This window comes from Bacillus sp. FSL M7-0791, assembly GCF_038627085.1.
Classification (GTDB): domain Bacteria; phylum Bacillota; class Bacilli; order Bacillales; family Bacillaceae; genus Bacillus; species Bacillus safensis.
On record NZ_CP152022.1, the window covers coordinates 109,463 to 134,179 of the forward strand.

The 24,717-nt window shown below is 42.0% G+C and carries 25 protein-coding genes and 2 other annotated features; all 25 genes read left to right on the top strand.

Translation table 11 applies throughout. The features are described 5' to 3' along the window. Nucleotides 1-54 precede the first annotated feature (54 nt). Nucleotides 55-1,434, top strand: a complete 1,380-nt coding sequence (radA, locus tag MHI08_RS00590; RefSeq protein ID WP_342499887.1) for a DNA repair protein RadA — start codon at nt 55-57, stop codon at nt 1,432-1,434. Between the two features lie 2 nt (nt 1,435-1,436). Next, nucleotides 1,437-2,516: a DNA integrity scanning diadenylate cyclase DisA gene (disA, locus tag MHI08_RS00595; protein ID WP_024425581.1), complete on the top strand. Its 1,080-nt coding sequence runs from the start codon at nt 1,437-1,439 to the stop codon at nt 2,514-2,516. Between the two features lie 153 nt (nt 2,517-2,669). Next, nucleotides 2,670-3,770, top strand: a complete 1,101-nt coding sequence (locus MHI08_RS00600) for a PIN/TRAM domain-containing protein (protein ID WP_024425582.1) — start codon at nt 2,670-2,672, stop codon at nt 3,768-3,770. A gap of 13 nt (nt 3,771-3,783) precedes the next feature. Next, nucleotides 3,784-4,473 (top strand): 2-C-methyl-D-erythritol 4-phosphate cytidylyltransferase, encoded by a 690-nt coding sequence (gene ispD / locus MHI08_RS00605; protein WP_024425583.1) that lies wholly within the window; start codon nt 3,784-3,786, stop codon nt 4,471-4,473. A 3-nt stretch (nt 4,474-4,476) separates the two neighbouring features. Then, nucleotides 4,477-4,953 (top strand): 2-C-methyl-D-erythritol 2,4-cyclodiphosphate synthase, encoded by a 477-nt coding sequence (ispF, locus tag MHI08_RS00610; RefSeq protein WP_003216928.1) that lies wholly within the window; start codon nt 4,477-4,479, stop codon nt 4,951-4,953. 94 nt (nt 4,954-5,047) lie between these two features. Next, the gene (gene gltX, locus MHI08_RS00615) at nt 5,048-6,499 is read left to right on the top strand and encodes a glutamate--tRNA ligase (protein WP_342499888.1); all 1,452 of its coding nucleotides are present in this window, start codon (nt 5,048-5,050) and stop codon (nt 6,497-6,499) included. Continuing rightward, nucleotides 6,499-6,729 (top strand) — a binding site (T-box leader). (Overlaps the previous gene by 1 nt.) 82 nt (nt 6,730-6,811) lie before the next feature. Continuing rightward, nucleotides 6,812-7,465 (top strand): serine O-acetyltransferase, encoded by a 654-nt coding sequence (cysE, locus tag MHI08_RS00620; RefSeq protein ID WP_034283914.1) that lies wholly within the window; start codon nt 6,812-6,814, stop codon nt 7,463-7,465. Beyond that, on the top strand, nt 7,462-8,862 hold the full coding sequence (gene cysS / locus MHI08_RS00625) for a cysteine--tRNA ligase (protein ID WP_202739528.1): 1,401 nt from the start codon (nt 7,462-7,464) through the stop codon (nt 8,860-8,862). The genes cysE and cysS overlap by 4 nt, the downstream gene beginning before the upstream one ends. A gap of 3 nt (nt 8,863-8,865) precedes the next feature. Then, nucleotides 8,866-9,297, top strand: coding sequence for a Mini-ribonuclease 3 (locus MHI08_RS00630; RefSeq protein ID WP_024425587.1), 432 nt, complete (start codon nt 8,866-8,868; stop codon nt 9,295-9,297). Continuing rightward, nucleotides 9,281-10,030 (top strand): 23S rRNA (guanosine(2251)-2'-O)-methyltransferase RlmB, encoded by a 750-nt coding sequence (rlmB, locus tag MHI08_RS00635; protein WP_024425588.1) that lies wholly within the window; start codon nt 9,281-9,283, stop codon nt 10,028-10,030. The genes MHI08_RS00630 and rlmB overlap by 17 nt, the downstream gene beginning before the upstream one ends. 2 nt (nt 10,031-10,032) lie before the next feature. Next, entirely contained in the window at nt 10,033-10,545 is a 513-nt protein-coding gene (gene rae1, locus MHI08_RS00640; protein WP_024425589.1) for a ribosome-dependent mRNA decay endonuclease Rae1/YacP, read from the top strand. Nucleotides 10,546-10,608: 63 nt separating this feature from the next. Next, nucleotides 10,609-11,265, top strand: a complete 657-nt coding sequence (gene sigH / locus MHI08_RS00645; RefSeq protein WP_008345424.1) for an RNA polymerase sporulation sigma factor SigH — start codon at nt 10,609-10,611, stop codon at nt 11,263-11,265. A 76-nt stretch (nt 11,266-11,341) separates the two neighbouring features. Then, nucleotides 11,342-11,491 (top strand): 50S ribosomal protein L33, encoded by a 150-nt coding sequence (gene rpmG, locus MHI08_RS00650; protein WP_008356502.1) that lies wholly within the window; start codon nt 11,342-11,344, stop codon nt 11,489-11,491. 34 nt (nt 11,492-11,525) lie between these two features. Next, a complete protein-coding gene (secE, locus tag MHI08_RS00655; RefSeq protein ID WP_008345422.1) occupies nt 11,526-11,702 on the top strand; it encodes a preprotein translocase subunit SecE in 177 nt (58 codons plus the stop codon). A gap of 171 nt (nt 11,703-11,873) precedes the next feature. Further along, nucleotides 11,874-12,407, top strand: a complete 534-nt coding sequence (gene nusG / locus MHI08_RS00660; protein WP_003217197.1) for a transcription termination/antitermination protein NusG — start codon at nt 11,874-11,876, stop codon at nt 12,405-12,407. Between the two features lie 171 nt (nt 12,408-12,578). After that, nucleotides 12,579-13,004, top strand: a complete 426-nt coding sequence (rplK, locus tag MHI08_RS00665; protein ID WP_003216956.1) for a 50S ribosomal protein L11 — start codon at nt 12,579-12,581, stop codon at nt 13,002-13,004. A 99-nt stretch (nt 13,005-13,103) separates the two neighbouring features. Further along, nucleotides 13,104-13,802, top strand: coding sequence for a 50S ribosomal protein L1 (rplA, locus tag MHI08_RS00670; RefSeq protein WP_017359164.1), 699 nt, complete (start codon nt 13,104-13,106; stop codon nt 13,800-13,802). A gap of 49 nt (nt 13,803-13,851) precedes the next feature. Continuing rightward, nucleotides 13,852-13,992, top strand: a sequence feature (ribosomal protein L10 leader region). Between the two features lie 69 nt (nt 13,993-14,061). Beyond that, nucleotides 14,062-14,562, top strand: coding sequence for a 50S ribosomal protein L10 (gene rplJ, locus MHI08_RS00675; RefSeq protein WP_024425590.1), 501 nt, complete (start codon nt 14,062-14,064; stop codon nt 14,560-14,562). A 48-nt stretch (nt 14,563-14,610) separates the two neighbouring features. Beyond that, nucleotides 14,611-14,976 (top strand): 50S ribosomal protein L7/L12, encoded by a 366-nt coding sequence (rplL, locus tag MHI08_RS00680; RefSeq protein ID WP_008345418.1) that lies wholly within the window; start codon nt 14,611-14,613, stop codon nt 14,974-14,976. Nucleotides 14,977-15,072: 96 nt separating this feature from the next. After that, the gene (locus MHI08_RS00685; RefSeq protein ID WP_024425591.1) at nt 15,073-15,678 is read left to right on the top strand and encodes a class I SAM-dependent methyltransferase; all 606 of its coding nucleotides are present in this window, start codon (nt 15,073-15,075) and stop codon (nt 15,676-15,678) included. 255 nt (nt 15,679-15,933) lie between these two features. Continuing rightward, nucleotides 15,934-19,515 carry a DNA-directed RNA polymerase subunit beta gene (gene rpoB / locus MHI08_RS00690; RefSeq protein ID WP_024425866.1) on the top strand — a complete coding sequence of 1,194 codons (3,582 nt, stop codon included), beginning with the start codon at nt 15,934-15,936 and terminating at the stop codon, nt 19,513-19,515. A 61-nt stretch (nt 19,516-19,576) separates the two neighbouring features. Next, a complete protein-coding gene (gene rpoC, locus MHI08_RS00695) occupies nt 19,577-23,176 on the top strand; it encodes a DNA-directed RNA polymerase subunit beta' (RefSeq protein WP_024425592.1) in 3,600 nt (1,199 codons plus the stop codon). A 144-nt stretch (nt 23,177-23,320) separates the two neighbouring features. After that, complete coding sequence (locus MHI08_RS00700) at nt 23,321-23,569, top strand: 50S ribosomal protein L7ae-like protein (RefSeq protein WP_024425593.1); 249 nt, start codon at nt 23,321-23,323, stop codon at nt 23,567-23,569. 113 nt (nt 23,570-23,682) lie between these two features. Then, nucleotides 23,683-24,102: a 30S ribosomal protein S12 gene (rpsL, locus tag MHI08_RS00705; protein WP_008356518.1), complete on the top strand. Its 420-nt coding sequence runs from the start codon at nt 23,683-23,685 to the stop codon at nt 24,100-24,102. Between the two features lie 121 nt (nt 24,103-24,223). Continuing rightward, nucleotides 24,224-24,694 carry a 30S ribosomal protein S7 gene (rpsG, locus tag MHI08_RS00710; RefSeq protein WP_008356520.1) on the top strand — a complete coding sequence of 157 codons (471 nt, stop codon included), beginning with the start codon at nt 24,224-24,226 and terminating at the stop codon, nt 24,692-24,694. The last annotated feature ends 23 nt before the right edge of the window (nt 24,695-24,717 follow it).

Sequence of the window (24,717 nt, forward strand, 5' to 3'; positions counted from 1 at the left end):
ATGCCTCCCTTTACTTATTTTCTGACCAGTATAAGGAGTTGTATTCTTCAATCTATGGCTAAGACAAAATCAAAATTTATATGCCAATCGTGCGGTTATGAGTCAGCCAAATGGATGGGGAAATGTCCAGGCTGCGGCACGTGGAACAGTATGACAGAAGAGGTCGTTCGCAAAGAGCCGGCAAACCGTCGAAGTGCTTTTAATCATTCTGTTCAAACCATTCAAAAACCTTCACCTATATCTGCAATTGAAACATCCGAAGAACCCCGAATTAAAACAAATTTAGAAGAATTTAACCGAGTATTAGGAAGTGGAATTGTCAAAGGTTCTCTTGTTCTCATCGGCGGAGATCCTGGGATTGGGAAGTCCACATTGTTATTACAAGTATCAGCACAGCTCTCAGACAAAAATCAGAATGTGTTATACATATCTGGTGAGGAGTCCATTAAACAAACGAAGCTAAGAGCGGACCGCCTTGGCATTGAAAGCGCCTCTTTACATGTTTTGGCTGAAACCGATATGGAGTATATAACGTCTGCTATACAGGAGATGAAACCTGCGTTTGTTGTGGTGGATTCGATTCAAACCGTTTACCAAAGCGATATCACGTCAGCTCCCGGCTCTGTATCTCAAGTTAGAGAATGTACAGCGCAGCTGATGAAGATTGCCAAGACAAATGGTATTCCTATTTTTATCGTTGGTCACGTAACCAAAGAAGGCTCGATCGCAGGTCCACGCCTTTTAGAGCATATGGTGGATACAGTTCTTTATTTTGAAGGCGAGCGTCATCATACGTTTCGTATCTTACGGGCGGTCAAAAACCGATTTGGTTCAACGAATGAATTGGGAATTTTTGAAATGAGAGAGGAAGGGCTCACGGAAGTATTAAATCCATCAGAAATCTTTTTAGAAGAGCGGTCGGCAGGTGTATCTGGTTCGTGTGTTGTTGCCTCAATGGAAGGAACAAGACCCGTACTTGTCGAGATACAGGCATTAATTTCCCCGACAAGCTTTGGGAATCCGCGAAGAATGGCCACTGGCCTTGATCATAATCGAGTATCGCTGCTCATGGCAGTTTTAGAAAAACGCGTGGGGCTGCTGCTGCAAAACCAAGATGCCTATTTAAAGGTCGCAGGCGGTGTGAAGCTTGACGAACCAGCGATTGACTTAGCTATTGCCGTCAGTATTGCATCAAGCTTTAAAGATGCAGCGCCGCATCAAGCGGATTGCTTTATAGGAGAGGTCGGTCTGACGGGAGAAGTCAGAAGAGTATCAAGAATTGAACAGCGAGTGCAGGAAGCTGCAAAACTAGGATTTAAGCGAATGTTTGTTCCTCAGGCGAATCTAGACGGATGGAAAAAGCCGAGAGGGATTGAGTTAGTTGGTGTAGAAAATGTAGCGGAGGCACTTCGAATTTCACTAGGGGGATCATAGAAATGGAAAAAGAGAAAAAAGGAGCGAGAGAACTCGATCTCTTAGATATTGTACAGTTTGTGGCACCAGGAACACCTCTGCGGGCAGGGATTGAAAACGTCCTGAGAGCCAATACTGGCGGGCTCATTGTTGTTGGTTATAATGACAAAGTAAAGAGTGTGGTAGATGGAGGATTTCACATTAATTCTGCCTTCTCCCCAGCACATTTATATGAATTGGCGAAGATGGATGGGGCCATTATTCTTAGCGATTCTGGTCAAAAAATCTTGTATGCGAATACACAGCTGATGCCAGATGCAACCATTCATTCATCGGAAACAGGCATGAGGCACCGGACGGCTGAACGTGTAGCAAAGCAGACAGGCTGCTTAATTATTGCTATTTCTGAACGGAGGAACGTCATTACCTTATACCAAGGGAATCGTCGTTATACGCTGAAAGATATTGGCTTTATTTTAACAAAGGCTAATCAAGCCATTCAAACACTTGAGAAATATAAAACGATTTTAGATCACGCCATTTCTGCGTTAAGCGCCCTAGAATTCGAAGAGCTTGTGACCTTTGGGGATGTATTATCCGTGCTGCACCGCTACGAAATGGTACTCAGAATCAAAAATGAAATCAATATGTATATCAAAGAGCTTGGAACAGAGGGACACTTGATCCGTCTGCAGGTCAATGAATTGATTACAGATATGGAGCAGGAAGCGGCTTTATTTATTAAAGATTACGTGAAAGAAAAGATTAAAGATCCGTATGTGCTGCTTAAACAACTTCAAGATATGTCGAGCTTTGAGCTTTTAGATGATTCCATTCTGTACAAGTTACTTGGATATCCCGCTTCTACAAATATTGACGAATATGTGTACACAAGAGGATACAGATTGCTCCATAAAATCCCTAGACTGCCAATGCCAATCGTCGAAAATGTGGTTGAAGCATTCGGTGTGCTAGATCGAATTATGGAAGCAGATGTACAAGAATTGGATGAAGTAGAAGGAATTGGAGAAGTAAGAGCGAAAAAGATAAAAAAAGGATTAAAAAGGTTACAAGAAAAACATTATATCGACCGTCAGCTTTAAGAAGAGAAATTTTCCTCTACTACGGTTAAAAATGGATGAATATGGGTATATTAATGATGGTTTTGTTTTCTGTTGCTCATGATAGGAAACTTAAACATATATCAATGTCAGATGAAGGTGGATTGACAGATGAAAAATAAAGGAGGTGAAGGTATGTTAAAAAGAATCGTTCAGGCGTTTTTTATCATTTTGGGTGCAGTTGTGGGGATTTTTATCATTCCAGAGTTATTTCTGCTTTTAAATGTAAAGGACATACCTTTCATAACAAATGCTTACTCTTCAGCACTAATAGGAGCCGTTGTGTTCTTCATCATTGGTAAATGGTGCACAGGTTATGTGGTTAATTGGGTGAAATGGATCGAGGATTCTCTATTGAAGGCGCCTCTTCCTGATCTTATATCTGGAAGTTTCGGATTAGTATTTGGACTTATTCTAGCATATCTTATTGTAAACGTGATCCCGCTAAACAATATCCCATATCATATTTTTGGTACCATTATTCCGATTTTCCTGGCTTTCTTTTTAGGATACCTTGGGTTTCAGGTAGGCTTTAAGAAGAAGGATGAAATGATAGGGCTGTTCTCCCGATCTGCAAAGGTCACAAAGAAAAAAGGAGCAGCTGATGATGAACCTGAAATAGAAGATAAAAAGCTGAAAATTTTAGACACAAGTGTTATCATTGATGGAAGAATCGCAGATATTTGCCAAACTGGATTCTTAGAAGGTGTCATGGTCATTCCTCAATTTGTACTCGAGGAATTACAGCATATTGCAGACTCTTCAGATGTATTAAAGAGAAATAGAGGCCGAAGAGGTCTTGATATTTTAAATCGTATTCAAAAAGAATTGGATATCAAAGTTGAAATTTACGAAGGTGACTTCGAAGACATTCAAGAGGTTGATAGCAAGCTTGTGAAGCTGGCGAAATTAACTTCAGGTGTAGTTGTGACCAATGATTTTAATTTAAATAAAGTATGCGAACTTCAAAAAGTAGCAGTGTTAAACATCAATGATCTAGCCAATGCCGTTAAACCGGTTGTACTGCCTGGGGAAGAAATGAAGGTACAGGTCATCAAAGATGGGAAAGAGCATAACCAAGGTGTTGCTTACTTAGATGACGGGACGATGATTGTGGTCGAGGAAGGACGCAATTACATTGGAAAAGACATTGACGTGCTCGTCACAAGTGTGCTGCAGACTGCTGCTGGAAGAATGATTTTTGCGAAGCCAAAACTTCTGGAGAAGGCGCTCTAAAGGGAGAACGAACATGTATTATGAAGTAGTTATTCCGGCTGCGGGGCAGGGGAAACGAATGAAGGCCGGCCGCAATAAGCTTTTTATTGAGCTGAAAAGAATGCCGGTCATCATTCATACACTAAAGGTGTTTGACGCTCATGCGCAATGCAAACGAATGATCCTAGCGATCAATGAAGAGGAGCGTCAAGACTTTGAAAGGCTACTCAAGGTACACGCTTTTCAAACGCCTGTTTCACTTGTCACTGGCGGTGAAGAACGTCAGCAAAGTGTATACGAAGGATTAAAGGCTGTGAAAGATGCGGACATCGTGCTTGTTCATGATGGGGCAAGGCCTTTTATTAAGCATACACAGATTGACTTGCTCGTTAAAGCGGCGATTGAAAAAGGCTCCGCAGTTGTAGCGGTACCAGTGAAAGACACAATCAAACGCGTTCAAGAAGGCAAAGTGGAACAAACCATTGAACGTCAGAGCTTGTGGGCAGTCCAGACCCCACAAGCTTTTCGTCATTCTATTTTAAAAGAAGCGCATGAATATGCGGAGCGGACAGGCTTCCTTGGAACAGACGACGCCAGTCTTGTTGAACAATTACAAGGTGAGAATGTGTATATTGTCCAAGGAGACTATACCAATATTAAGCTGACAACACCGGATGATTTATTGGTTGCCAAGGCAATTATGGATGCGGAAAGAGGGTACTAGATCATGTTGAGAATAGGACAAGGTTTTGATGTACATCAATTAACAGAGGGAAGACCTCTAATTATCGGCGGGGTCACCATCCCTTATGAAAAGGGACTGCTAGGTCATTCAGATGCTGACGTACTGCTTCACACAGTGGCAGATGCATGCCTGGGTGCGATTGCTGAAGGAGATATCGGCAGACATTTCCCAGACACAGATCCTGAGTTTAAGGATGCAGATTCTTTTAAATTATTGCAGCATGTGTGGGCACTTGTGAAAGAAAAGGGCTACACACTTGTGAATATTGACTGCACCATCATGGCGCAAAAGCCAAAAATGGCACCTTACATTCAACCAATGTGTGAGAAAATTGCAGAAGCGCTTGAGGCCGATGTCACACAGGTGAATGTCAAAGCAACAACGACAGAGAAACTCGGATTTACAGGAAGAGGAGAAGGAATTGCCTCTCAGGCAACAGTGCTTCTTCAGAAAAAGTAAAATCCATTTTGATGAGAATAGGTTTTGATGATAAAATACGTTTATAAAAAATTGGTGTCAGACAACATGATGCAGATGAAAGGAAGTTAAACTCATGGGAAATGAAGTGCGTGTTCGTTATGCACCGAGTCCAACTGGTCATTTACATATTGGGAATGCTAGAACGGCTCTTTTCAACTATTTGTTCGCACGCAGCCAAGGCGGCAAATTTATTATTCGAATCGAGGATACGGATCAAAAGCGTAATGTAGAAGGCGGGGAGGAAAGCCAGCTTCGCCACCTGCAATGGCTCGGTATTGATTGGGATGAGAGCATTGATAAAGATGGCGGTTACGGTCCTTATAGACAATCAGAACGTAATGATCTTTACAAAAAATATTATGACGAGCTGTTAGAGAAGGACTTGGCGTATAAGTGCTATTGTACGGCAGAAGAGCTAGAGGCAGAGCGTGAAGCACAAATCGCCCGCAGTGAAATGCCTCGATATTCTGGTAAATGCAGTCATTTATCAAAAGAAGAAGAGGACAAGCTGATTGCTGAAGGAAGAGAGCCAAGCATCCGCTTCCGAGTGCCAAAAGGAGAAATCATCAAATTTGACGACATGGTCAAAGGTGAAATTTCATTTGAAACAGACGGCATTGGTGACTTTGTTATTGTGAAAAAAGATGGCACGCCAACTTATAACTTTGCCGTAGCCGTGGATGATCATTTGATGAAAATGACTCACGTTCTTCGCGGAGAAGATCATATTTCAAATACCCCTAAACAAATCATGATTTTTCATGCATTTGGCTGGGATGTTCCGCTATTCGGACATATGACGTTGATTGTGAACGAGAACCGCAAGAAATTAAGTAAACGTGATGAATCAATTATTCAATTCATCGAGCAATATAAGAATTTAGGCTATTTACCTGAAGCCCTGTTTAACTTCATTGCATTACTTGGATGGTCTCCAGTAGGCGAAGAAGAACTGTTTACAAAAGAGCAATTCATCGACATTTTCGATGTAAACCGACTTTCTAAGTCACCAGCTCTATTCGATATGCATAAACTAAAATGGGTGAACAACCAATACGTAAAAGCACTTGATCTTGATCAGGTTGTGGCACTAACACTTCCGCATCTTCAAAAAGCAGGCAAGGTAAGTGAGCAGCTGACTGAAGAAGAAAACACGTGGGTACGCAAGCTTATTTCTCTGTATCACGAACAATTAAGCTACGGAGCAGAAATTGTTGAGTTAACAGAGTTGTTCTTTAAGGAGCAAATTGAGTATAATCAAGAGGCAAAGGAAGTTCTAGCAGAGGAGCAAGTACCAGAAGTGATGGCATCTTTTGCAGGTCAGCTTGAACAGCTTGAGTCTTTCACACCTGATGAAATCAAGGCTGCCATTAAAGCGGTACAAAAAGAAACAGGGCATAAAGGCAAGAAACTATTCATGCCGATTCGTGTGGCTGTCACAGGACAAACGCATGGCCCAGAACTTCCGCAAAGTATTGAATTACTAGGTAAAGAAACGGTATTAAACCGCATTAAACAAATATAAGGAAATCGTTGCGAGGGAGAAGTACAATGTACTCGTCCATCACAGAAAGAGTCTCCACCGGCTGAAAGAGACTTATGGGCAGACGTTGGAAATGCACCCTCAAGACCCTTGAGGAACACGTACGTTAGTATGCAAGGGCGGTACCCTCCGTTATGGGATTAAGTTGAGAAGGCTGAAAGATAAGTGGCTTTCTAAACAGAGTGGAACCGCGTTTTCAAAACGTCTCTGTCATATGGCAGAGGCGTTTTTTATTTGTCCAAAAAAAGAGAGCAAGTCCTAAGAGAGATTCATGGGGAAGAACGGGGGGAGCATGTGTTTTTCAAAATGCTGAAAGAAGATATTGATACTGTGTTTGATCAAGATCCTGCTGCTAGAAGCTATATTGAAGTAGTGCTAACCTATTCAGGGCTTCATGCGATTTGGGCTCACCGTATTGCGCACGCATTTTATAAGCGGAAGCTGTATTTTATTGCGCGGATCATTTCTCAGGTCAGCCGTTTTTTCACAGGGGTGGAAATTCATCCGGCGGCAACCATTGGCAGGCGGTTCTTCATTGATCACGGCATGGGCGTCGTGATCGGGGAAACATGTGAAATTGGAGACAACGTCACTGTTTTCCAAGGCGTGACATTAGGGGGAACAGGGAAAGAAAAGGGAAAGCGGCATCCGACCATTTTAGACGATGCCCTCATTGCGACAGGTGCCAAGGTGCTTGGTTCCATTACAGTTGGAAAAGGAGCCAAGATTGGAGCGGGGTCGGTCGTGTTAAAGGACGTACCCGACCATTCCACCGTTGTCGGTATACCTGGGCGAGTCGTCGTTCAAAATGGAAAGAAAATCAATCGTGATCTCAATCATCAAGATTTGCCAGATCCAATTTCCGATCGTTTCAAAGAATTGGAACGAGAAATGGAAAAGCTAAAAGGTGAGCTGGCTTCATTGAGCAGAAAGGAAGAACAATCATGACAATCAATATTTATAATACATTGACACGTAAGAAGGAAGAATTTGTCCCGCTTGAGCCAGGAAAGGTCAAGATGTATGTGTGCGGACCAACCGTTTATAACTACATTCATATCGGGAATGCTAGACCTGCTATTGTTTATGACACTGTACGTAAGTATTTAGAATACAGCGGTTACGATGTGAACTTTGTATCAAACTTTACAGATGTGGATGATAAACTCATCAAAGCAGCCAACGAACTCGGAGAAGATGTGCCGACAATTGCTGACCGTTTTATCCAAGCCTACTTCGAAGACGTCAGTGCGCTCGGCTGCAAAAAAGCAGACCTTCACCCGCGAGTGACGGAAAACATGGATGATATCATTGCGTTTATTGCGACATTGGTTGAAAAAGGCTACGCCTATGAAGCAGATGGTGACGTGTATTACAGCACACGCTCATTTGAAGGTTATGGAAAGCTTTCTCACCAATCAATTGATGAACTGAAGACAGGTGCTCGTATTCGTGTAGGTGAAAAGAAACGAGATGCGCTGGACTTTGCTCTTTGGAAGGCTGCAAAGGATCAGGAAATCTCTTGGGATAGCCCGTGGGGCAAAGGACGCCCAGGCTGGCACATCGAATGCTCGGCAATGGTCAAAAAATATTTAGGTGATACGATCGACATTCATGCTGGCGGACAGGATTTAACATTCCCTCACCATGAGAATGAAATTGCCCAATCTGAGGCTTTGACAGGGAAGCCTTTTGCGAAGTATTGGATGCATAACGGGTATATTAATATTGATAATGAAAAAATGTCAAAATCACTTGGCAACTTTGTGCTGGTGCATGACATTGTGAAAGAACAAGATCCTGATGTGCTCCGCTTCTTTATGTTGTCGGTTCACTATCGTCACCCAATTAACTACTCAATGGATTTATTAGAAAGTACAAAGAGTGCGTTTAACCGACTCAAGACATCGTATGCGAATTTACATCATCGTCTAGAGAGCAGCACAAATATCACGGAAGACAATGCTGAATGGCTGGCAAAAATTGAAGAGCAGCGTGCGACATTTATTTCTGAAATGAACGATGACTTCAATACGGCAAATGCGATCTCTGTTTTATTCGAATTAGCGAAACAGGCGAATTATTATATGGAAAATGATCATACTTCGGAGGAAGTGATCAAGGCATTTATCGGCTTGTTCCAAGAAATTACGTCTGTTCTCGGCTTCTCATTAGAAGAAAAGCACACGCTTGACGAAGAGGTAGAAGCGTTAATTGAAAAACGCAATGAAGCTAGAAGAAATCGTGACTTTGCCCTATCTGATCAAATTCGTGATCAATTAAAGAACATGAATATTGTGTTGGAGGACACTCCTCAAGGTACTCGCTGGAAAAGAGGAGAATAGGCAATGTTGAATTTTGAAAAGCTGAAAGACGGTAAACAGTTGAACGGACTTGCGCTGGCTTATATGGGTGATGCCATTTTTGAAGTATATGTGAGGCATCACCTCCTCCAAACGGGGGCGACAAAACCAAATGAGCTGCACAAACGAGCAAGCAAAATTGTTTCAGCTAAATCACAGGCTGCTATTTTATTTACGCTTCAGCAGCAAGGCTTTTTCACTGAAGCAGAAGAAGCGGTGCTGAAAAGAGGAAGAAACGCAAAATCAGGCACAGTGCCTAAAAACACAGACGTTCAAACGTATCGTTATAGTACAGCGTTTGAAGCGCTCATGGGTTATTTATTTATTGAAAAGCAGGACGAACGCTTAGAAGAGCTGATTGGTCAGGCGATTGAAATCGGAACGTCAGGGAGGAAGACAAATGAGTCAGCAACATGATTATGTCATTGGGAAAAATGCAGTGATTGAGACACTGAAGTCAGATCGGGAGTTATACAAGCTCTGGATGGCAGAAAACACTGTAAAAGGACAAGCCCAGCAGGTCATTGAACTCGCTAAAAAGCAAAATATCACCATTCAGTATGTTCCGAGGAAAAAGCTTGATCAAATGGTTACAGGTCAGCACCAGGGAATCGTTGCACAAGTAGCAGCATATGAATATGCAGAATTAGATGATCTGTATCAAATCGCTGAAAAGCGGAATGAACAGCCTTTCTTTCTGATTTTAGATGAAATTGAAGACCCGCATAATTTAGGATCTATTATGCGTACGGCAGATGCTGTAGGTGCACACGGGATTGTCATTCCGAAAAGGAGAGCGGTCGGTCTAACAACAACAGTTGCTAAGGCATCCACTGGAGCAATTGAGCATATTCCTGTTGCAAAAGTGACCAATCTTTCAAGAGCCCTTGATGAAATGAAAGAAAGAGGAATCTGGGTTGCGGGAACAGATGCGTCTGCTAAACAGGATTACAGACAATTTGATGGTACAATGCCGCTGGCTCTTGTGATTGGCAGTGAAGGAAAAGGAATTGGCCGATTGATTAAGGAAAAGTGTGATTTTCTGATTAAACTGCCTATGGCCGGGAAGGTTACTTCGTTAAACGCATCAGTTGCGGCTGGTCTATTGATGTATGAAGTGTATCGAAAACGTTATCCGTTAGGAGAATAGAGATGGATATCCTCTTAGTCGATGGATACAACATGATAGGTGCATGGCCTCAGCTGCAGCACTTAAAGGAAAACAGCTTTGAAGAAGCCAGAGACGTGCTGATTCAACATTTAGCAGAATATCAAGCATACACAGGGTATCGAGTCATTGTCGTATTCGATGCCCATATGGTCAAAGGAATTGAAAAGAAGCGGACTAACCACCGAGTAGAGGTCATCTTTACAAGAGAGAATGAAACGGCGGATGAGCGGATTGAAAAGCTGGCGCAGGATTTGAATAATATCCGGACGCAAATTCATGTGGCAACCTCAGATTTTACGGAACAATGGGCTATTTTTGGACAAGGAGCTCTTCGGAAGTCGGCTCGTGAGCTTTTAAGAGAGATTGAAGTGATAGAACGAAAGATTGAAACGAGGGTCAAAAAGATTACTTCTGATAAACCAGCATCTAAGATTGAATTGTCAGAAGATGTATTGAAAACGTTTGAAAAATGGCGGCGCGGGAATCTGGAATAGCTTGACGATATTTCAACCATTAATGTATAATATTTCTATCTAGGTGCGGTCGGGGGGATCGAAGTGAATCTAAACAACAGCAAGGGTAAGTCCATCAGAGAGCAATTTTGCCAGTTGGAAGATGAACAAGTCATTGAAAGGGTTCATGTCGGAGATAGTGATGCGCTAGATTATTTAATAACGAAATACCGCAATTTTGTACGTGCGAAAGCAAGATCTTATTTCTTGATAGGAGCGGATCGAGAGGACATTGTCCAAGAGGGAATGATCGGACTTTATAAGTCTATCCGCGATTTCAGAGAGGACAAGCTTACTTCATTTAAGGCTTTTGCAGAATTATGTATTACCCGCCAAATTATCACCGCAATTAAAACAGCTACTCGCCAAAAACATATCCCGTTAAATTCCTATGTATCATTAGACAAGCCGATCTACGATGAAGAATCGGACAGAACATTATTGGATGTCATTTCCGGCGCTAAAGCGCTTAACCCAGAAGACTTAATCATTAGCAAAGAAGAATTTGATGATATCGAAATGAAGATGGGTGAACTGCTAAGCGAGCTGGAAAGAAAGGTACTTGTGCTTTATCTTGATGGCAGATCCTATCAAGAGATTTCTGAAGATTTAAATCGTCATGTGAAATCAATTGATAACGCACTCCAAAGAGTAAAGAGAAAATTAGAGAAATATTTAGAGCTTCGCGAGATTAGTCTCTAATCAAACCTATATTGACAGCTTTTTCGACACTGTGATAAGGTACTAATGAAATGATGTCGAGAAAATAGGTGTAAATATGAGGAAAAAGATTACTCTAGCCTGTAAAGACTGCGGAAGCCGCAATTATACGACAATGAAAAGTGTTGCTTCAGCAGCTGAAAGATTAGAAGTTAAGAAATATTGCAAGACTTGTAATTCACATAAAACACATTTAGAAACGAAGTAAGATTTGCGTTCTTTAATCTGTGGAGGTCTTTTACATGCGTATTATCAGTTTCTTAAAAAGTGTCGGAAAAGAAATGAAAAAGGTCAGCTGGCCAAAGAAGAACGAAATGGTCCGCTACACAATCACTGTTATTTTAACAGTCGTATTCTTTGCCATCTTTTTCTCTTTTCTTGATATAGGAATCTCACAATTAATCGAATTAATTCATTAATACTTGAATAATGGTCTGCTGAACGTGCTATAATAGATCATAATATGACTTGCCAAAAAACCCGTTTTACGGGTTTTTTCAATTGCTTGAAAATATTTACCGGTACTCGAGATTCGTCAAATAGACATTATGAAATGTGGGGAGGGAAGGACTAAATAGTCCTGAACGAAAATGGAAAAGAATTGGTATGTTGTGCATACGTACTCTGGCTATGAAAACAAAGTAAAAGCGAACTTGGAAAAGCGTGTTGAATCAATGGGCATGCAGGATAAAATCTTCCGCGTCGTCGTACCAGAAGAAGAAGAAACAGATATTAAAAATGGTAAGAAAAAAGTCGTCAAAAAGAAAGTGTTCCCCGGTTATGTCCTAGTGGAAATCGTGATGACTGACGACTCTTGGTATGTCGTTCGTAATACACCGGGTGTCACTGGATTCGTTGGATCAGCTGGATCAGGTTCAAAGCCGACTGCGCTGCTGCCAGGCGAAGCCGAAACCATTCTGAAGAGAATGGGTCTTGAAGAACGCAAAACAGAAATCGACTTTGAACTGAAAGAAACAGTTAAGGTCATCGATGGACCATTTGCTAACTTCACTGGCTCTATTGAAGAAATTGACTACGATAAAAGCAAAGTCAAAGTATTCGTTAATATGTTTGGTAGAGAAACACCTGTTGAACTTGAGTTCACGCAGATCGATAAATTGTAATTTAAAAGAGCTTGAAATGAGTGTATAGAAGTGGTAATATAGCAAAGGTACGTCTTGAGTTCACTCAAGATCGCTAGCTAGTTATTTCGTCATTCATATAAAGAATGAAGTTGTTGAGTGGGAGGGGGATTCCCCTATTACCACATCACGGACTTTAAGGAGGTGTGTCTCGTGGCTAAAAAAGTAGTTAAAGTTGTTAAATTGCAAATTCCTGCTGGAAAAGCTAACCCAGCTCCACCAGTTGGACCTGCACTAGGTCAAGCCGGTGTTAATATCATGGGATTCTGTAAGGAGTTTAACGCTCGTACAGCTGACCAAGCTGGTCTTATCATTCCTGTTGAAATTTCGGTTTTTGAAGACCGTTCATTTACATTTATTACTAAAACTCCACCTGCTGCAGTTTTACTTAAAAAAGCAGCTGGTATTGAGTCTGGTTCTGGTGAACCTAACCGTAATAAAGTGGCAACTGTTAAGCGTGATAAAGTACGCGAAATCGCGGAAACAAAAATGCCTGACTTAAACGCTGCTAGCGTTGAATCAGCTATGCGCATGGTTGAAGGTACTGCACGCAGTATGGGTATTGTCATCGAAGATTAATTTTTTGTCTTGTTGGGTTGCGAGTTTGGTTTTGACAAGTTCGCAACCCTTATTCGTGGGAGGTTATTCCGCTAAAACCACATAAGGAGGATTTTTATAATGGCTAAAAAAGGTAAAAAGTATGTAGAAGCTGCTAAGCTGATCGATCGTACTAAAGCGTATGATGTAGCTGAAGCTGTTTCTCTTACAAAAAAAGCAAATACAGCTAAATTTGATGCGACTGTAGAAGTTGCTTTTCGTTTGGGCGTAGACCCTCGTAAAAACGATCAACAAATCCGCGGTGCAGTTGTACTTCCTAACGGAACTGGTAAAACTCAACGCGTTCTTGTGTTCGCTAAAGGCGAAAAAGCAAAAGAAGCAGAAGCTGCTGGAGCAGACTACGTTGGAGATTCTGATTACATCACTAAAATCCAACAAGGCTGGTTCGAATTCGATGTAATCGTTGCGACACCTGACATGATGGGTGAAGTTGGTAAGATCGGTCGTGTACTTGGACCAAAAGGTCTTATGCCAAACCCTAAAACAGGAACTGTAACGTTCGAAGTTGAAAAGGCAATCAATGAAATCAAAGCTGGTAAAGTAGAATACCGCGTTGATAAAGCTGGTAACATTCACGCGCCAATCGGAAAGGTTTCTTTCGAGGACGAAAAGCTTGTTGAGAACTTTGCAACAATCTATGACACAATCCTTAAAGCAAAACCTGCAGCGGCTAAAGGTGTATACGTGAAAAACGTTTCTGTTACATCTACTATGGGCCCTGGCGTGAAAGTGGATCCATCTTCTTTCTCTGCAAAATAATTCTTGACTTATGACAACCATTTTGATAATATCAAAATGTTGTAAAATAGAATAATGTCCATTTATACCGTAGACAGCAGGGGCCTTATGGCTTAAATAACCCGCCGAGGTGTATATGTCACAGTCTTACGTTAACGTATGCTTGTATATACAGCCTCCATGTCTTAATGGAGGCTTTTTATATGGAGAACCGTTCGTTAGGAACGTGATGGCCTGATCGGTATAAGTGTTACACAAAGAATGTACAGGAGGTGTAACCATGAGCAATGCAATCGATACTAAAAAAGTTGTCGTTGATGAAATTACTTCTAAATTTAAAGATAGTATGTCTACTGTCATTGTAGATTACCGCGGTCTTTCAGTTTCTGAAGTGACTGAACTTCGTAAACAGCTTCGTGAAGCTGGCGTAGAATTCAAAGTTTACAAAAACACTTTGACTCGCCGTGCAGTTGAACAAGTTGAACTAACGGGTTTAAACGATTTCTTAACAGGTCCAAACGCTATCGCATTCAGTAACGAAGATGTTATCGCACCTGCGAAAATCATCAACGAATTTGCGAAAAGCCACGAAGCTTTAGAAATCAAAGCTGGTGTCATTGAAGGAAACGTAGCGACTGTAGAAGAAGTGAAGGCTCTTGCGGAACTTCCGTCTCGCGAAGGCTTACTTTCTATGTTGCTTAGCGTTCTTCAAGCTCCAGTTCGTAATCTTGCTCTTGCTACTAAAGCAGTTGCAGATCAAAAAGAAGAACAAGGCGCTTAATGCGTACTTTACGTTTACGTAAAAAAACTTAAAATGGAGGAATTACAAATGGCTTTAAATATCGAAGAAATCATTGCTTCAGTTAAAGAAGCAACTGTACTTGAGTTAAACGACTTAGTAAAAGCAATCGAAGAAGAATTTGGCGTAACTGCTGCTGCTCCTGTAGCTGTAGCTGCTGGTGGCGGTGCTGCTGCTGAAGAAAAAACTGATTTTGATCTAGTACTTGCTGGTGCTGGAGACCAAAAAATCAAAGTTATCAAAGTGGTTCGTGAAATCACTGGTCTTGGCTTGAAAGAAGCTAAAGAACTTGTTGACAACACTCCAAAACCACTTAAAGAAGGTATTGCTAAAGAAGAAGCTGAAGAACTTAAAGCTAAGCTTGAAGAAGTTGGCGCTTCTGTAGAAGTTAAGTAATCTTCGCCTAATCTTTTGGGAAAGCTCGCTTTTACTGGCGGGCTTTTTCTTTTCTAATCTCCTGAAACGATTGAATCCAGAGGAGGTCCATTCACCATGAGTGACCACTATTATACGGAAAAGCCATCAGTGAAAAGCAATAAACAGACATGGGACTTCACCTTGAGAAACCGTACCTTTACTTTTACAAGTGACAGTGGAGTGTTTTCTAAGAAAGAAGTCGACTTTGGTTCAAGGCTTTTAATTGAAGCTTTCGAAGAACCTGATTTGGATGGCGATGTCTTAGATGTCGGTTGCGGTTATGGACCGATTGGCTTATCGTTAGCAAACGAAATGACTAGCCGTACCATTCATATGATTGATGTGAACGAAAGAGCAGTCGAACTTTCAAAGGAAAACGCTAAACATAATCGCATTGATAATGTTCGCATCTATCAAAGTGATTTGTTCTCGAATGTTCATTCCTCAGCTGCTTTTGCCTCTATACTGACCAATCCCCCAATACGGGCAGGGAAGAAAGTTGTACATGCGATCTTTGAAAAAAGTGCTGATCATTTATTGCCGGAAGGTGAGTTGTGGGTGGTTATTCAGAAAAAGCAAGGTGGACCATCTGCGATTGAAAAATTAGAGCAGCTCTTTGGAGAAGTCGAGGTTGTGCTGAAAAAAAAGGGCTACTATATAATCAAAGCTAAAAAAGTTTGACGCAGTTTCCTAGCTGTGTTAACATTATAAAATGCCAATGTGTATATTTTGCTTGATAGGCTTAAAAAACAACTATTTTGTATAAATTATGCATACTTGGGAAAACTAATAAAATCGGTATTTGTTTTTGGATGTGGTTTTCTTATTTTAGAAACCCTTTTTTCTTTTGTCTTGTAAAAGTATTTCTTTACTGACATTTGAAAGACAGAAATACTTTTTACACATATAATACGCATGATTTGAGGGGTGAATCAGTTGACAGGTCAACTAGTTCAGTATGGACGACACCGCCAGCGCAGAAGCTACGCACGCATAAGCGAAGTGTTAGAATTACCAAATCTCATTGAAATTCAAACCTCTTCTTATCAGTGGTTTCTTGATGAGGGTCTTAGAGAGATGTTTCAAGATATATCCCCAATTGAGGATTTTACTGGTAACCTTTCTCTTGAATTCATTGATTACAGCCTAGGGGATCCTAAGTATCCTGTAGCAGAATCAAAAGAACGTGATGTAACTTACTCTGCTCCACTAAGAGTAAAAGTTCGTTTAATTAACAAAGAAACTGGAGAAGTAAAAGACCAAGATGTGTTCATGGGTGATTTCCCAATCATGACAGACACAGGTACTTTTATCATTAATGGTGCGGAACGTGTAATCGTTTCTCAGTTAGTGCGTTCTCCAAGTGTATATTTCAGTGGTAAAGTAGACAAAAACGGTAAAAAAGGTTTTACTGCGACTGTCATTCCAAACCGTGGCGCATGGTTAGAATACGAAACTGATGCGAAGGATGTAGTCTATGTACGCATCGATCGCACACGTAAGTTGCCGGTTACGGTTCTTTTGCGTGCTCTCGGCTTCAGCTCTGATCAAGAGATTCTTGACCTCATTGGCGAGAATGAATACTTACGCAACACACTGGAAAAAGACAATACAGAGAATGCCGATAAAGCACTTCTCGAAATCTACGAGCGCCTCCGTCCTGGAGAGCCGCCAACTGTTGAAAATGCGAAAAGCTTGCTAGACTCTCGCTTCTTCGATCCGAAGAGATATGACCTAGCAAATGTTGGACGCTACAAGATTAATAAGAAGCTTCATATTAAAAATAGACTGTTCAATCAAAAATTGGCTGAAACGCTAGTTGATCCTGAAACAGGTGAAATTCTAGCAGAAAAAGGTCAAATTTTAGACAGAAGAGTTCTTGATAAAGTTCTTCCATACTTAGAAAACGGCATCGGATTTAGAAAGCTTTATCCTAATGGTGGCGTAGTAGAAGATGAAGTAGAACTTCAATCTATTAAGATTTATGCACCGACTGATCAAGAAGGCGAGCAAGTGATCAACGTGATTGGAAATGCATATGTAGAGGAAGCTGTGAAAAACATCACGCCTTCTGACATCATTGCATCAATCAGTTACTTCTTCAACCTTCTTCATGGTGTAGGTGACACAGATGATATCGACCACCTTGGTAACCGTCGTCTGCGTTCTGTAGGTGAACTTCTGCAAAACCAATTCCGTATTGGTTTAAGCAGAATGGAGCGTGTTGTTCGTGAAAGAATGTCGATTCAAGACACAAACACGATCACACCTCAGCAGCTGATCAACATTCGTCCTGTGATCGCTTCTATCAAAGAGTTCTTTGGTAGCTCTCAGCTTTCTCAGTTCATGGATCAAACAAACCCGCTTGCTGAATTGACGCACAAACGTCGTCTGTCAGCGCTTGGACCGGGTGGTTTGACACGTGAGCGTGCAGGAATGGAAGTTCGTGACGTTCACTACTCTCACTATGGACGTATGTGTCCGATCGAAACACCAGAGGGTCCAAACATTGGTTTGATCAACTCTCTATCTTCATTTGCAAAAGTGAATCGCTTCGGATTTATCGAAACACCTTACCGCCGGGTTGATCCTGAGACTGGTAAAGTAACACCGAGAATCGATTACTTAACTGCTGATGAAGAGGATAACTACGTAGTAGCACAAGCGAACGCTCAGTTAGCTGATGATGGTTCGTTTATCGATGATAATATCATTGCTCGCTTCAGAGGAGAAAACACCGTTGTTCCTCGAAACCGCGTTGACTACATGGACGTTTCGCCAAAGCAGGTTGTTTCTGCAGCGACAGCATGTATCCCATTCTTAGAAAACGATGACTCTAACCGTGCTCTAATGGGAGCAAACATGCAGCGTCAGGCTGTGCCTTTGATGCAGCCAGAATCACCGATTGTTGGTACAGGTATGGAGTACGTATCAGGTAAAGACTCTGGTGCTGCTGTCATCTGCCGCTACCCAGGTGTTGTAGAACGTGTAGAAGCAAAAAATATTTGGGTTCGCCGTTATGAAGACGTTGACGGACAACAAGTCAAAGGAAACCTAGACAAATACAGCCTGCTGAAATTTGTCCGCTCTAACCAAGGGACTTGCTACAACCAGCGTCCTATCGTAAGTGTTGGAGATGAAGTCGTTAAAGGGGAAATCCTTGCAGATGGTCCTTCTATGGAAAAAGGTGAATTGGCTCTAGGACGTAACGTCATGGTCGGCTTCATGACTTGGGACGGTTACAACTACGAGGATGCGATCATCATGAGTGAGCGCCTTGTAAAAGATGACGTCTACACGTCTATTCATATTGAAGAATATGAATCAGAAGCTCGTGATACAAAGCTTGGGCCAGAAGAAATCACTCGTGATATTCCAAACGTTGGGGAAGATGCTTTACGCAACCTTGACGAGCGCGGAATCATCCGTATTGGTGCAGAAGTAAAAGACGGAGACCTTCTTGTAGGTAAAGTAACGCCTAAAGGTGTAACTGAACTAACAGCTGAAGAACGTCTATTACATGCAATCTTCGGTGAAAAGGCTCGTGAAGTTCGTGATACGTCACTACGTGTTCCACACGGCGGCGGCGGAATTATCCACGATGTAAAAGTCTTTAACCGTGAAGATGGAGATGAATTACCTCCAGGTGTAAACCAGTTAGTCCGCGTATACATCGTTCAGAAGCGTAAGATTTCTGAAGGTGACAAAATGGCCGGACGACATGGTAACAAAGGGGTTATCTCTAAAATCCTTCCAGAAGAAGATATGCCGTATCTTCCAGACGGAACACCGATCGATATCATGTTGAACCCTCTAGGGGTACCATCTCGTATGAACATCGGTCAGGTACTTGAGCTTCATATGGGTATGGCTGCACGTTACCTTGGCATCCACATTGCGTCACCAGTATTTGATGGTGCGCGCGAGGAAGATGTTTGGGAAACGCTTGAAGAAGCAGGTATGTCCCGTGATGCGAAAACAGTCCTTTATGACGGTCGAACTGGTGAACCATTCGACAACCGTGTATCTGTCGGAATCATGTACATGATCAAACTGGCTCACATGGTTGACGATAAACTTCACGCTCGTTCAACTGGACCATACTCACTTGTTACGCAGCAGCCACTTGGCGGTAAAGCACAGTTTGGTGGTCAGCGTTTCGGAGAGATGGAAGTATGGGCACTTGAAGCTTACGGTGCAGCATATACACTTCAAGAGATCTTAACAGTTAAATCGGATGACGTTGTGGGTCGTGTGAAAACATACGAAGCCATCGTCAAAGGGGATAACGTACCTGAACCAGGTGTCCCTGAATCATTCAAAGTGTTAATCAAAGAACTTCAAAGTTTAGGTATGGATGTGAAAATCCTATCTGGCGATGAAGAAGAGATAGAAATGAGAGATTTAGAAGACGATGAGGAAACGAAGAAAGCAGACGGATTAGCGTTATCTAATGACGAAGATGCTGCAGACCTCGCACCTGTCGATCTTGAACGTGACGCAGTCACAAAAGAATAGCAGAAACGATTAGAGCAAGTGACTAGGGTATAACCCGAAGATTAAAAGGGAGGTAGGCCCCTTGCTAGATGTGAACAATTTTGAGTATATGAACATCGGTCTCGCATCACCTGATAAAATCCGTTCTTGGTCTTTTGGTGAAGTGAAAAAGCCTGAAACGATTAACTATCGTACACTGAAACCTGAAAAAGATGGTCTCTTTTGTGAACGTATCTTCGGACCGCAAAAAGACTGGGAATGTCATTGTGGGAAGTATAAACGCGTTCGGTATAAGGGTGTTGTATGTGACCGTTGTGGTGTAGAAGTAACACGGGCAAAAGTCCGTCGTGAGAGAATGGGGCATATCGAACTGGCTGCCCCAGTTTCCCACATTTGGTATTTCAAAGGTATCCCAAGCCGTATGGGTCTTGTTCTTGATATGTCACCACGTGCGTTAGAAGAAGTGATTTACTTCGCTTCTTACGTCGTGACAGATCCGGGCAATACACCGCTTGAGAAGAAACAACTTCTTTCTGAGAAAGAATTCCGTGCTTATTTAGATAAATACGGTAATACATTCCAAGCAGCTATGGGTGCAGAAGCAATCAATAAACTTCTTCAAGATATCGATCTTGTAAAAGAAGTGGATACACTGAAAGAAGAGCTGAAAACTGCTCAAGGACAGCGCCGTACACGTGCGATCAAACGTCTTGAAGTGTTAGAAGCCTTCCGTAACTCAGGAAACAAACCATCTTGGATGATTCTTGATGTACTTCCGGTTATTCCGCCAGAATTACGTCCAATGGTTCAGCTTGATGGTGGACGTTTTGCTACTTCTGACTTGAACGACCTTTATCGTCGTGTCATCAACCGTAACAATCGTCTGAAGCGTTTATTAGATCTTGGCGCGCCAAGCATCATCGTTCAGAACGAGAAGCGTATGCTTCAAGAAGCTGTCGATGCCTTGATTGATAATGGACGTAGAGGCCGACCAGTAACAGGACCAGGAAATCGACCATTGAAATCTCTTTCTCACATGCTGAAAGGGAAACAAGGACGTTTCCGTCAAAACTTGCTTGGTAAACGTGTTGACTATTCTGGACGTTCCGTTATCGTCGTAGGACCACATTTGAAAATGTATCAGTGTGGACTTCCGAAAGAAATGGCTCTTGAATTATTCAAACCATTCGTGATGAAGGAGCTTGTTGAAAAAGGATTAGCTCACAATATCAAGAGTGCGAAGCGTAAAATTGAGCGCGTGCAGCCGGAAGTATGGGATGTTTTAGAATCAGTTATTCGTGAGCATCCAGTCTTACTAAACCGTGCACCGACTCTTCACAGACTTGGTATTCAAGCGTTTGAACCTACACTTGTGGAAGGACGCGCAATTCGTCTGCATCCACTTGTATGTACAGCCTACAACGCTGACTTTGACGGTGACCAAATGGCGGTTCACGTACCATTGTCTGCTGAAGCTCAAGCTGAAGCTCGTATCTTAATGCTTGCTGCTCAAAACATTTTGAACCCGAAAGATGGAAAACCAGTTGTTACGCCATCTCAGGATATGGTGCTTGGTAACTACTACCTTACACTTGAGCGCAAAGGTGCTATCGGAGAAGGTATGGTCTTCAAAGATACTGACGAAGCCCTTCTAGCTTATCAAAATGGTTATGTGCATCTTCATACACGTGTAGCTGTTGCAGCTAGCTCGTTGAAGAATGTGACATTCACTGATGAACAGCGCTCTAAATTGTTGATTACAACAGTTGGAAAACTGATCTTTAACGAAATCTTACCGGAATCATTCCCATACATGAATGAGCCGACAAAGAGCAATATTGAAGAAAAAACGCCTGATCGTTTCTTCCTTGAAAAAGGTGAGGATGTAAAAGCTGCGATCGAGAAACAAGAAATCAATGCGCCGTTCAAAAAAGGTATTTTAGGTAAAATCATTGCAGAAATCTTTAAGAGATTCCATATCACTGAGACATCTAAAATGCTTGACCGCATGAAAAATCTTGGTTTCAGATACTCTACTAAAGCCGGTATTACGGTTGGTGTGTCTGATATCGTCGTATTAGATGATAAGCAGCAAATTCTTGAAGAAGCACAAGCAAAAGTAGATAACGTCATGAAGCAATTCAGACGTGGTTTGATTACTGAAGAAGAGCGTTATGAGAGAGTTATTTCAATCTGGAGTTCTTCTAAAGATGTGATCCAAGGTAAACTGATGAAGTCCCTTGATGAAGTCAACCCAATCTACATGATGAGTGACTCTGGAGCGCGTGGTAACGCATCTAACTTCACTCAGCTGGCTGGTATGCGTGGTCTGATGGCCAACCCGGCTGGACGTATCATTGAACTTCCGATTAAATCTAGTTTCCGTGAAGGTTTAACCGTATTGGAATACTTTATTTCCACTCACGGTGCGCGTAAAGGTCTTGCCGATACAGCCCTTAAAACAGCTGACTCAGGTTACCTCACGCGTCGTCTCGTTGACGTTGCACAGGATGTCATCATCCGTGAAACAGATTGCGGTACAGACCGTGGAATCTTGGCGAAGTCTATTAAAGAAGGAAATGAAATTATTGAGAAACTTGAAGAACGTCTGATTGGACGTTTTGCAAGAAAACCAATTGTTCATCCTGAAACAGGCGAAGTCATTGTAGCCGAAAACGAACTAATTGATGAAGATAAAGCACTTGAAGTAGTTGAAGCAGGAATTGAGGAAGTATGGATCCGTTCTGCATTTACATGTAACACGCCTCATGGTGTATGTAAACGATGCTACGGCCGTAACCTTGCAACTGGTACTGACGTTGAAGTCGGTGAAGCAGTTGGAATCATCGCTGCACAATCAATCGGTGAGCCAGGAACACAGCTTACAATGCGTACGTTCCACACCGGTGGGGTAGCAGGAGACGATATCACTCAAGGTCTACCTCGTATCCAAGAGCTATTTGAAGCGCGTAATCCGAAAGGGCAAGCGACAATTTCTGAAATTGATGGTGTCGTTGCTGAAATTAACGATGTTCGTGACAAGCAGCAGGAAATTGTGGTTCAAGGCGAAGTTGAAACTCGCTCATACACAGCTCCTTACAATGCACGTCTGAAAGTTGTTGAAGGTGACACAGTTACTCGTGGTCAAGTGCTTACAGAAGGTTCGATCGATCCGAAAGAACTTCTTAAAGTGACTGACATGACAGCTGTTCAAGAATATCTGCTTCATGAAGTACAAAAAGTATACCGTATGCAAGGGGTAGAAATCGGAGATAAGCACGTAGAGGTAATGGTTCGCCAAATGCTTCGTAAAGTGCGTGTCGCTGATGCAGGGGATACAGACGTATTACCAGGCACACTTCTTGATGTACATCAATTCACTGAAGCGAACAAAAAAGTACTATTCGAAGGCAAACGTCCTGCAACAGGCCGTCCAGTTCTTCTTGGTATTACAAAAGCTTCGCTCGAAACAGACTCATTCTTGTCTGCAGCATCCTTCCAAGAAACGACTCGTGTCCTTACAGATGCGGCGATCAAAGGAAAACGTGATGAACTGCTTGGCTTGAAAGAGAATGTGATCATTGGTAAACTTGTTCCTGCTGGAACGGGAATGCCAAACTACCGTAAAGTTAAGCCGGTTTCGCAAGTGCAGCCGTCTGACGATATGGTTCCTGTAGAGTAATCTTTCTCGTGAGATTCCTATAAAATCATCAAAAATGGTGAAGGATGTCAAGATAATCTGTCATACGATATTGACATCCTTCTGCCATGATGATAATATAACCAAGGTGCTCAAAATAAAACCTGTTACTTTGGAGGATATTCGATGTCTTATGATAAAGTATCACAGGCTCAATCCATTATTATTGGTACGAAGCAAACAGTAAAAGCTCTAAAACGAGATTCAGTAAAGGAAGTCGTCGTAGCGAAAGATGCTGATCCTGCTTTAACTGCTAGTGTATTGAAACTAGCGCAAGAGAAGGGTGTAGACATTTTAGTGGTAGATTCCATGAAAAAGCTCGGCAAGGCCTGCGGAATTGAAGTTGGGGCAGCAGCTGTTGCCATTATGTTATAACGTACTTGTTTTGTTTTTGCATGCTTAAAATGCAAAAGCATTGTTTTTTGCCTTTTGATGAACCACCTGGGTATGTGGGTTATAAAAAAAGTAATGAAGGGAGGAATAACAACATGCCTACAATTAATCAGCTAGTACGCAAAGGACGCGTGAGTAAAGTTGAAAACTCAAAGTCTCCTGCACTTAACAAAGGATACAACAGTTTCAAAAAAGAGCACACTAACGTAACATCTCCACAGAAGCGCGGGGTTTGTACTCGTGTCGGTACAATGACACCGAAAAAACCAAACTCAGCACTACGTAAATATGCTCGTGTACGTTTGTCTAACCTGATTGAAGTAACAGCTTACATTCCTGGTATCGGACATAACCTACAAGAGCACAGTGTAGTACTTATCCGTGGCGGACGTGTAAAAGACTTACCGGGTGTACGTTACCACATCGTTCGTGGTGCGCTTGATACTGCCGGAGTTGACGGTCGTATGCAAGGACGTTCTAAATACGGAACAAAACGCCCTAAACAAAGCAAATAATACAAACAAACATAAGGGTTTTTAGAAGTTGATATCAGATCAGTGGAGTCAGGAAGCTGACAATGATATTGAGATGAGAGACAGATAGAAATCCTTTTAAAAGAGAAGGGAGGCTATTCAGATGCCACGTAAAGGTCCTGTAGCAAAAAGAGACGTATTGCCAGATCCAATTTACAATTCTAAACTTGTATCTCGTTTGATCAACAAAATGATGATCGACGGTAAAAGAGGAAAAGCACAAACAATTCTCTACAAGTCATTTGATATCATCAAAGAACGTACTGGTAATGAAGCGATGGAGGTTTTCGAACAAGCCTTGAAAAACATCATGCCAGTTCTTGAAGTTAAAGCACGTCGTGTAGGTGGAGCTAACTACCAAGTTCCTGTAGAAGTTCGCCCAGACCGTCGTACTACTTTAGGTCTTCGCTGGTTAGTAAACTACGCTCGTCTTCGTGGAGAAAAAACGATGGAAGAGCGTCTTGCTAACGAAATCCTTGACGCAGCTAACAACACTGGTGCTGCTGTTAAGAAACGTGAAGATACACACAAAATGGCAGAAGCGAACAAAGCATTCGCTCACTACCGCTGGTAGGATTTATACCAAACTAAAAAAAC